Below are 10,948 nucleotides of genomic sequence, written 5' to 3'. Positions count from 1 at the left end.
CTCTGTTTGCTGTCGTAGCGGGCGGTGTCCTGCAGGCTTTCGACGGTGAGGTCGCCGCCGATGTCGGCCGTCACCGTGTTGGCGGCGACGGTTGCACCGCGCAGGGTGGTGTCGCGACCGCTGTCGATGCGGGCGGTGTGGCCGGCGGCGATGCGGGTGCCGGTGAAGCCGGTGTCCGATCCGTCGGCCTGGCCCCTTGCGCTGCTGGCGGCAGCGGTGACGCCGTAGGCCAGTTTCGGGCCGAGGGCGATGCCGACGCCGATGCTGGCGCTGCTGCTGTTGTCGCCGCTGTGCTGCTCGCTGTCGTTGCGGGCAGCCAGCAGATTGATGTCGCCGTCGGCTTTGAGGTCGACGTCGCGGCCCGCATCCGCCTGGACGCCCTGCAGGGTGATGCCGCTGTCTTTGCCGGCACCGGTGGCGACGATGGCGATGTCGCCGCCGGCGTTCAGGGTGCTGGCACGTGCGGTGTCGCTGCTCTGGCTGGTGGTGCTGCTGCTCTTGCTGCCGCCCAAGGTGATGTTGACGCCTGCGCCGGCCGCTTTGGCGACTTCGCCGGCGCTCTTGCCGGCCTCCATCGCCGCGCCGGCTCCTTGCAGGCTGCCGATGGCGGTGTTGGCGCTCATGGCCGCGCTCGCCATACCGAGGGCCTGCATGCGGCTGCTCTTTGTGTTGCCGCTGGCGTCGAGGGTGCCGCCGGCGCTTTGCAGGGCGGCCATCGCAGGGGCGGTGACGGCGAGGGTGAGGCCCGACTGCTTGACGGTCTGCCGGCTCTGGCTGCTGGCGGTGTCTCTGGCTTCGGTGATGGCGACGCTCTTGCCGGCGATGGCGATGTCGCCGGCCGGGGCGACGAGGTCGCTGCCGACGATGCCGACACGGTTGCCGGCGACGATGCTGACGTTGCCGCCGATGCTGCCTACGGTGCTGGCCACAGCCGTGGTGCTTGCGCCCTGGTTGTTGATCGTCTGCGACTGGCTGCCGAGGGTGACGCCGATGCCGCTGGACATCACACCGCTCTTGCTGCTGCTGGCGCTGGCGGTTTGGGTCTGGGTCTGGCGGGCGGCGGCGATCGCGATGTCGCGGCCGGCGAAGAGGCTGGCGTTCCGGTCGGCGACGATGCTGCTGCCGGAGACGCCCAGGTCGCGGCCTGCCGCGATGGCGACCGTCTTGCCGTCGAGGCTGCTGCCCTGGACGCCCTGGAGGTCGCTGTGGCTCTGGCTGCGGCTGGTGGCGGTGCTCACGAGGCCGCTGCTTTTGCTGTAGGTCTCGGTCTGGCGGCTGGTGGCGGTGCCGGCGGTGCCTATGGCGATGTCGCGGTTGGCCTGGAGCGCGAGGACTCCGGTGCCGGCACTGAGGCTGGAGCCGCGGATGGCGATGTCGCCCTGGCCGTCGGCGGCCTTGCCGTTGGCGACGATGCGCAAATCGTCGCCCGCGCCGATGCGCGATCCCGCTGCGGTCTGCGCGCTGCCGGCGGCGTTCTGGTAGCCGTGGTTGCTGACGGCCTGCAAGGAGACGCTGCGGGTGTCTGCTGCCGCGCCGATGGTCACATCGGCGCCGCCGAGGGTGGCGTTGCCTACAGCCGCGATGGCGCTGCCGGTGATGCCGAGCTGCCGGCCGGCGGCAAGGCTCATGTCTGCCTGGGCGGCGAGGGCGCTGCCGACGGGGGTGGTGCCGGCTTCGCTGTAGGCGGTGCCGCGGCCCTGGACGACGGGGCCGCCGGCGTTGGCGATGCCGAGCTGGTAGCGCTCCTGGACGGTGCCGACGACGAGGTCGCGGCCGGCGCTGGCGACGAGGGTGCCGCTGTGCTGGGCGGCGTCGCCGATGGCGCCGACGGTGGCGCCGCGGGCGATGAGGTCGCGCGCGGCCTGCAGGTCGATGCTGCCGCCCTGGACGGTGGCGATGCGGTCGAGGTTGGTGCGGCTGCTGGTGCTGGTGGCGGTGACTGCGCTGCTGCTCTGGGTGGTGGTTTGCAGGACGAGGTCGCGGCCGGCCGACAGCGCGATGGTGCTGCCGGCGCCCTGGCCGAGGATCTGGCCGCCGAGGTTGCCGAGGTCGTTCTGGGCGCGGACGGCGATGGCGCCGCCGGCCAGGGTGCCGCTGTTGGCGACGTTGCCGGCGGTGATGCGGAGTTGGCCGTTGTCGCCGGCGGCGTTGCTGCCTGTACCGCCGCCATAAGCGTGCAGGCTGGCGCTGTTGACGATGTCGCCGGGGGTTTTGAGGGTGATGTCTCTCGCGGCGATGAGGGCGCCGGAGGGCTGGAGGTCGCCGTTCTGGGGCTGGCGCAGGTAGACGCGGGGGACGAGGGCCTGGGTGGTGGTGCCGTCGGGCAGGCGGACGGTCTGGGTTTCCAGCCAGACGATGTCGGTGGTGAGCCGGGCCATCTGGGTGGCGCTGAGCGCGACGCCGGGGGTGAGCTGGAACTCCTTGGCGTAGGCGACGCCGGAGTCGATGAGGGCGGCGTACTGGGCCTGGCTGTCGGCGTAGCCGTCGAGGAAGCGGCGGCCGGAGAGGGCCATGACCTGGTCGTCGACGAGGCGCTGTTCGCCGAAGCCGTCGGCGTAGCGTTTCATGCTGCGCTCGGGGTCGAGGTCGAGCTGGGCGAGGTAGTCGTCGGAGTCGAGGTAGTGGCGCTCGTCGGTGAAGGCGGGGTCGGTTTCGACGAGGTAGCCGGCGCCGGGGCGCGAGGGGGCTCGGAAGAGCTGGCTGGCGGGCAGGCCGAGGCGGCCGCCGGAGGCGACGGTGGTGTAGCCGGCACTTTTGACCTGGCCGCGGGCGGCGGGGGCGCCGGGATCGGCGCCGTCGAGCGTGGCGGCCTTGGGGCTGTCGCCGGTGCCGCCCACCACGGTCTGCGAGACCGGGCGGGCGGCGGCGATCTGGGCGAAGTTGCTGCGCACCTGTTCGATGGCCACGGCCTGCACAGCCCGCGCGCCGGCGGCGATGACGCTGCCGGGCAGGGGTGCGTCGACGGCGGCGCCCTGGGTGAGGCGGTCGGGGCCGTCGAGGCGCAGGGGCCGTGTGGTGAGCTGGGTGCTTCCTACCGCGGGGGTGGTGCCGACGTCGAGGACGCCGGGGGTGCCGGGGTTCTGGGCCGCGACGACGACGGCGCCGTCGACCTGCAGGGGTTGCGCGACGGCGTGGATGCTGCCGCCTTGCGGCGCGAATGTGCCGGGGTTGGCCTGCGGGCCGCCGGTGCCGCTGGCGGGGCGGCTGGCGCCGAGGGCGACGCCGACCCGGGGGACGACGGCGGGCTGGCCCGCGGGCGGGGCGGGGTTGTCGGCGGCGGGGGGGCTGCCGGCCGCGGTGTTGCCCAGCGCCTGCAGGACGTCGAGGTTGTGGGTGGTGGTGGTGGGGGCGGCGGTGAAGGGGGTCCAGGGGTCGGTGCGGCGGCAGTGGTGGTCGAGGCCGCAGCTCTCCAGGTGGGAGAGCCGGGAGCGGCCCGATTCGGTGACTTGCTGCTGGCCGGGGGTGGCGAGGTTCTGCACGCTGCCGCCGCTGAGCGCGCCGCCGGCGAGGATGACGCTGTCCTGGTTGAGGCCGTCGCCGAGGGTGATGTTGCCTCCGGCGGTGATGCGGCCGGGGGCGCTGGCGAGGACGGTGGTGCGGGTGGTGGTGCTGCCGGTGACCTCTATCGAATAGACGTCTTCGAAGGTGCGGCCGGCGAGGTCCTGGTTGAAGGCGGAGAGGGCGGCGTCGAGCCGCTGGCCGGCGTCGGCGCGGCGCTGGTCGTGGGCGGTGTCGTAGGCGTCTTTGTCGCTCCAGTAGGCGCCGCAGGCGCCGTCGGTGGAGCGGACGGGTCGGCTGCCGCCTTCTTGGAAGCTGCTGCAAGAGGGGCCGGCAGGGGGAGTGGGCTCGGTGAGGCCGGCGTAGTCGGGCCGCGCGACCTGGAAGGTGTCCCAGACGGGGTCGTTGTCGGCGTAGCGCAAGGAGGGGGCGGTGGCGCACCGGGGGTCTTCTTGGGTACCGCAGAGCAAGCCGGCGTCGGGCGGGCGCGCGACGGCGCCGAAGCGGTCGAAGGGGTAGCGGCTGCTGGGCATGACGTAGCGGCCGCCGTCGTCGTCGAGATAGCGGACGTCGCCGGCGTTGTAGCGGTCGGTGGTGCCAGCGGGCATGAGGGTGGCGGCGCCGGGGGCGGTGCTGCTGACGGTTTCGGTGCCGAGGACGAGGCCGGCGTTGAGGTTGTCGAGGCGCCCGCTGACGCCGAGGTCGCCGCTGGCGCTGACGGCGCTGCCGATGTTGCGCAGGCTGCCGTCGACGGTGAGGTTGCCGAGGCTGAGGAGCTGGGCGCCGCCGGTGTTGGAGACGCCGCCGGTGAGCGTGAGGTCGCCGTGGCGCGAGGCGATGACGGCGCCGCCGCTGTTGGCGATGCTGCCGGCGGCGATGGCGACGCTGTCGCCGTAGATGCGGCCGGTGTTGTCGAGGGCGCCGGCGGTGATGGCGGTGGGGCCGGCGGTGGAGTTGATGAGGCCGGCGTTGGCGAGGGTGCCGGCCACATCCAGCGTGGTGCGCTGCGAGACGATGCGCCCGCCGGCCTGGTTGTCGAGGGAGGCGGCTTTGAGGGCGAGGTCTTGCTCCGCGCTGACGGTGCCCTGGTTGGTGTAGCGGCCGGTGGTGGAGATCTCCAGGTTGCCGCGCGCCGACACGGTGCCGGTGTTGGTGTAGTCCTGGTCCATCGTCAGGGCCAGGGTGCCGCTGCTGGCGATGACGCCGTCGGCGCTGAAGCGCGGGGCGCGCACGACGACGCGCTCGGCGCCGTCGATGCGGCCGCCCGTGTTGACCAGGTCCGCGGTGTCGACGGTGACGCGGTTGCCGCCGATTTGGCCCCCGGCGCTGTTGTCGAGGCGGGTGCGGGCGGTGATGCCGGCGTCGCCCAGGGCGACGATGGCGCCGCCCCGGTTGTCGAGGGTGGCGGCGGTGACCGAGAGCTTGCCGCCGGCGAGCAGACCGTGCCGGTACTGGCCGTCGCGGGTGCCGCTGTTGTCGATGCTGTCGGCGGTGACCTGGAGGTCTCCGCCGGCGAATACGAGACTGGAGCCGCCGGAGTTGAGCAGCCGGCCGGCATCGAGGCGCAGGGCGCCGCCGGTGGCGACGGTGCCGCCCCGGTTGTCGAGAGTGCCGTGGGCGGAGACGGTGCCGTTGCCCAGGCCGAGCAGAACGCCGCCGCGGTTGTCGAGGTCGCCTGCGGCGGCGGCGTCGATCCGGCCGTCGGCACCGGCGTAGCCGCCCTGGTTGTCGATGCGGGCAGCGCGCAGACTCAGGTCGCCGGTGGTGACGATGCCGCGGGTGCCGCCGCTGTCGCGGTTCGACAGGGCGTTGTCGCCGGCGTCGATCACGATGCCGCCGGCGCCGGCTTCGATGACGCCGGTGTCGTTGACGACGCCGCCACCCGATATCCGGACCGAACGGGCGCCCGACACCACGCCGGCCACGTTGCGCACGCTGCCGGCGAGCACGACGTCGGTGCCGGTGGTCTGGCCGCCGCTGTTGTCGAGCGAGGCCGCGCGGACGGTGGTGTCGCCCTGGGCGGAACCCAGCTTGCCGCCGCGGTTGTCGACCGCGCCCTGGACGCCGACGTGAAGGCCGCCGCCGCCGAGGATGCTGCCGCGCTGGTTGTCGAGCGCGGCACCCGCGACCTCGACCTTGCCGGCGGCGGCGATGGCGCCGTCGGCGTTGCGCACGGTGCCGGTGCCGGCGTCGAGGCGCAGGGCGGCCCCCGCCGACAGCGTGCCTGCCTGGTTGTCGACGCCCTGCGCCGTCACCCCGAGGTTGCCGGTATTGGCCACGATGCGGCCACCGCCGCTGTTGTCGAGCGCGCCGCCCAGGGCCACGGTGAGCGCGTTGCCCGCGACGGCGCTGCCGCCGCGGTTGTCGAGGCTGCCGCCCGCCACGGCCAGGTCGGTCGCGGCGCTGAGGGTGCCGCCGCGGTTGTCGATCGAGGCGCCGGCGACGCGCGCGGCACCCTGCACGCTGTAGATCTTGCCGCTTGCGTTGACCAACGCACCGCTGCCGGCATCGACCACGATGCCGTCGTTGGCCGCCATGGCCCCGCCCTGGTTGCCGATGCCCGCGCCGCGCGCCTCCAGCGTGCCCGAGGCATTGAGGCTGCCGCCGGTGTTGTCCAGCATGCCGCCGCCCGCATCCAGGCGGAGGTTGCGTGCGGACAGCGTCGTGCCGGCGGTGCGGATGCCCTGGGCGCGTACGTCGAGGTCGCGACCGAACTGGTAGCGAAAATCGGGTGCGGAAAAATCGACGCTGCCCGACACGCCGACGGTGAGGTCGCGCCCCGCCATCAGCTCCGCGCCGGAGGTCTGCGTCGCTGCGCCCGGTGCCGTCGCCCCCGTGGCCGACAGATCCTGGCCGGCGCGGACCGAGGCGCTGCGCAGGTCGAGGTCGCGGCCGGCCACGATGTCGACATCGCCTTGCGACGCGACATTCGCCGCCTGCAGGCTCACATCGTCGGCACGCACCGACACGGATGCATCGGCGGTGACGGATGCATGCTGCAGAGAGGCCTGCGCAGCCTGGATCGACACCGCGTCGTGGGCCGCGATGCCGACGCCGTCCGCCGCCAGCCGACCGGAGGCATTCACCGCGACGCTCGCGCCGGACTGCAGCCGTGCATTGCCGGCCGCCAGGTCGGCTGCCGAGATTCGCAGGGCTCCGCCCGCGGTGGCCTTCAGCCGGGAGATGTCTGCCGAGCCCGATCGCAGCGCGAGTGCGGCCTGCGCGTCGAGCGTTCCATCCTGCATGTCCAGCGCGCCGCCCTGGGCGTCGAGCGAGAGGTTGCCGCCCGCGGCGACCTGCCCGCGCGCGCCGAGCCAGGAGGTGCTGGTGACCGCGACCGAACCCTGCCCGGTAACGCTTCCCGCGCGGTTGTCGAATGCCCGACCCGTTACGTCCACGCCGGCGCCCGACTGTATCTTTCCTTGCGCGTTGCCGATGTCGCCCGCGGCCCGCAGCGTCATGCCCTGGCCGGACTGCAAGGTGCCCTCGCGGTTGTCGATGCCGGCGTCACGCGCCACCGCCTGCACGCTTGCGTTGCCGCCGACGAGCCCGCCACGGTTGTCCAGCGATGCGACATCGAGCGCGGCATTTCGTCCTGCGCCGACGGTGCCCGCGCGGTTGTCCAACCCGCCGCCGGCGACGACGGAAAGATCGCGTCCTGCACCGAGGCTGCCTGCCCGGTTGGTCACGACGCCCGCGGCAGCGACGGAGAGATCTCCCGCCGACGCGATGCGTCCGCCCGTGCCCGACGCCGCGTCGTTGAGCACGTCGCCCGCATCGAGACGCACGTTGCCCTGCGCGCTGCGAATGCTGCCGGCCCGGTTGTCGAGCCGGCCCGTGCCCGCGGCAAGGGCCGGGGCGACATTGGCCAGCACGACGAGATCGCCGTTCGATGCGATGGCGCCCGCACGGTTGTCCAGGCCGTGGGAGTTCAGGGATGCCGATCCCGCCGCCAGCACTTCGCCTTCCTGGTTGTCCAGTGCCGCGGAACCCGCGTCGATGACCAGGTCGCCGCCGGAGCGGGTGTGGGCGCCCCGGTGGTCCACGCCCTGCCCTCGCAGTTCGACGGCAGGCACGGCGGCCGTGGCGGAGTCGGCCCCGGTGACGGTGACGGTGGCGCCCGCCATGGTCAGCATGCCGGCACCCGCGAGCGCCGTCACGCGGCCCGCTTCCACGCGACCCCGGTCGATCGCGATGCCTCGCGTCGCGACCACCGATGCGGTGGTGGTCGCCGCCATCGCGCTGCCCTGCAGGTCGGCAGCGCCGCGCGCATCGATCCGGAGAGCATCCTGCGCGGTCGCCTTCAGGCCGGCCGCCTGGAGCGCGCCGGTGCTCAGTCGCACATCGGCTCCGCTGTCGATCCGCGCGCGCCGCAGCGTGCTGTCCTGCGCCGTCAGGGCGACCGCGCCACCCGCCTGCAAGACGGCGTCGTCGAATCCTGTCGACGACGCATCGAGTCGCATCGACAGCGCACCCTCGCTCGCCACCAGGCGGGCACCCTGCGCCTCCACCCGGCCCGAGGTGCCGGCGTTGTCGATCGCAATATCCTTGCGGGCTCCCATTTGCGCCTGCCGGAGGTCCAGCGCGCCGGCGTTCAGGTCGATACGGCCGTCCTGGCTCGATACCCGGCCGCCGGCGCCTTGGAAAGCAGCGCCCGCCGTGTCGATGCGGACGTCGCCGGCACCGGCGATCCGGCCGCCGGTGTTGTCGACCGCTCCGCCGCGCAGGCCGAGCGCGCCCGCGGCGGACAGCGTGCCGCCGCGGTTGTCGGTTCGGCCGGCCCGGATGTCCAGTGCCGCGCCCGATTCGATGGCTCCGCCCCGGTTTTCCAGCGCGGCCAGAGCGGCGCCCGATTGCGGGTTGAGCACCAGGGCTGCGCGGGTGGCGATGCGTCCGCCGTTGTTGACGACGGCGCCACCGCCGGTTTCCAGGGTCAGCGCCTGCGTGGCATCGACCACGCCGCCGGTGTTGTCGAGGGAGGTCCCGGTGACGGTGGCCGTGCCCCGTGCGGCCAGCAGGCCGCCCCGGCTGGTCACCGCGCCCTGCGCCTGGACCACCAGGTTCCGGCCGGCTGCGGCCGTGCCGCTGGACAGGTCGATGGCCCCGCCCGACTGCAGCAGGATGTCGGTCGCTGCCAGGAAGCCTGGCAGCGCGGCAGAGGGTGGTGGCGGGGCCGATGCGGCCTGGATAGCGCCGGCGCGCGCATGAATGGCGCCATCGCGGCTTCGCACCGTCGCGTTGCCCGCGGTCAGCGTTTGTGCGCCGGCGTCGAGCGATACGTCGCCGACCGCCGCGACGCGCGCGCCGTCGAGGGCGATGCCCTGTGCCGCGACCTGGAGCGCTCCGCCCGACCGCAGCTCGGCGGCCGAGAGTTCGGCCGCGCCCGACGTGGCCTGGATGTCGAGCATCCCTCTGCCGGAGAGCGATGCGCCCCGGGCCGAAACCCGTTCGGCCGACACCCGGTTGGCGCCGTCTGCCACGACCCGGGCGCCTGTCAATGTCAGAGCCGTGCCTGCTGCGATTTGCGAAGCGCCCACTGCCGCGATGTCCGCTCCGGCGGCGTCGAGCATTCCGGTCGCATTCAGCTTCAGGTCTGCATCGGCACGGATGCGGACGCCCCGCGCATCGACCTGGGTGCCGCGCACATCGACGGCCTGCGCGCCTGCGCCTTGCACCGCGATCCGTGCGGAGGAAATATCGAGCACGCCGTCGGAGCGCAGGTCGAGCGCACCGGCGGCATCGACGCCGGCACCGGACGCCCGTATGTCGGCCGCGCGTATCGTGAGATCGTGGCCCGATGCGAGGGTGGCATCGGCGGCACGCAGTTGACCGCGAACCTGGAGGTCGACCCCCCGCCCGCCGGAAACCCGGCCACCGGAAACGTCGAGCTGGCCGGCCTGGATGCGCACGTCCCGATCGGCAGCGATGACGCCGCCCGCACTGGCGATCGTTCCAGCGCCGGCCCGGAGTGCCAATGCACCCTGCGCCATGAGGCGCCCGCCGGTGTTGTCGAGCGTTTGCCCGTTCGTATCCACCAGCAGATCGCCGCCGGCGGACACGACGCCGCCCGCGTTGTCGAATGCGCCGGAGCGCAACGCGAGCGAACCGCCGGTACCGACGCTGCCCCCGCGGTTGAGCAGTTGCGAAGCCGTCAGCTGCAGAACGCCGCCCGCCTGCAGAACACCCCGGGTATTGTCGAACGCACCGGCTCCGGCGGAGACCAGTGCATCGCCGGCGGTGGAGATCGTTCCGCCGCCGTTGTCGATCTGCCGGGCGCGCAACGTGAGGCTGCCGCGGCCCGCTTGGGTGGCCACGATGCGGCCTTGGTGGTTGCGCAGCCGACCCTGCCCCGCGTCCAGCACCACCGTCCCTGCACCGACCTGTGCGGAGCTGGTATCCAGGCCGTTGCTGCGCACTTGAAGGACGGACCCTGCGACGAGGGCGCCACCGGAAACATCGACCATGCCCGTGGCATTCACGTCCAGCGTGCCTTGCGCCGACCAGGCGCCGCCACGCAGGGTGTCGGTCCGGATCGCGGCCCGGCCGTCGGCCGCGATGCGCGCGCCGTCGGCCTGGATGGCGGTCGCCTGCAGGTCGAGGTCGCGTCCGCTGGCGACGACCGCCTGGGTCAGGTCGGCATTTCCGGCCACGGCGATGTTCATGTCCCCGCCACTGCCCATCCGTGCCTGGGCAGCCTCCAGCACGCCCGCGCGGATGGAGAGGTTCTTGCCGGCCGTGAGGGTGCCGCCGGCGGTTTTCGCGCTGCCTACGTCGATCTGCAGATCCTGGCCGGTGGCGATGGTGCCGCCGCGGTTGCTCAGCTCCGCGCCGGCGAAAGCCAACGATCCGCCCGAGCCGATCGTGCCGCGGTCGTTCGCGATGGCGGAAGCCTCCAGGGATAGTTCGCCGTTGGCGCGCAGGGTGCCGCCAACGTTCCGGATGGCGCCGGACGTGGCGGCCACCGATGCATCTCCGGCCGTGGCGAGCACGCCGTCGGCATTGTCGATATCGCGGGCCCGAACGACGAGGCTGCGCGGGCCGACGCCCGACGCGACGACACGCCCGCCGCGGTTGTCGAGCTGCGCGTCCGCGGCGTCCAGGCGGATGGAGCGGCCGGATACGGCCCCCCCGGCCAATGCGATGCCCCGCGCACCGATATCGACCGCGTCTTGCGCGACAAGCGTGGCGCCGCTGGCCAGAACCTGGCCCGCGGTCCTGACGGAGAGGTCGCCGGCGGACGATATCTGTGCGCCCGCCAGGGCGGCGTCGGAAACAGATTCGATCTGCAGGTCGCGACCACTGGAGACATGTGCGTTCTCCAGATGGGTCGCTGCGGCGCCGACCTGCATGTCGCCACCCGCCACGAGGATGGCTTCGCGCGCGCTCAGATCGCCGGCCGCGATTCGCAGGTCGCCGCCCGAGACGACCGTGCCTTTCTCGCCGAGCACCG

General features: G+C 73.3%; 1 protein-coding gene. It reads right to left on the bottom strand.

From position 1 onward, the window contains the following. The coding region (locus DFQ15_RS12670) for a hemagglutinin repeat-containing protein (protein WP_158529068.1) at positions 1-10,946 on the bottom strand (10,946 nt) is incomplete at its 3' end. Positions 10,947-10,948: the final 2 nt, after the last annotated feature.

The sequence above is a fragment of the Xylophilus ampelinus genome (assembly GCF_003217575.1).
Lineage (GTDB): Bacteria > Pseudomonadota > Gammaproteobacteria > Burkholderiales > Burkholderiaceae_C > Xylophilus > Xylophilus ampelinus.
This window is presented reverse-complemented; position numbering and strand designations above follow the sequence as displayed.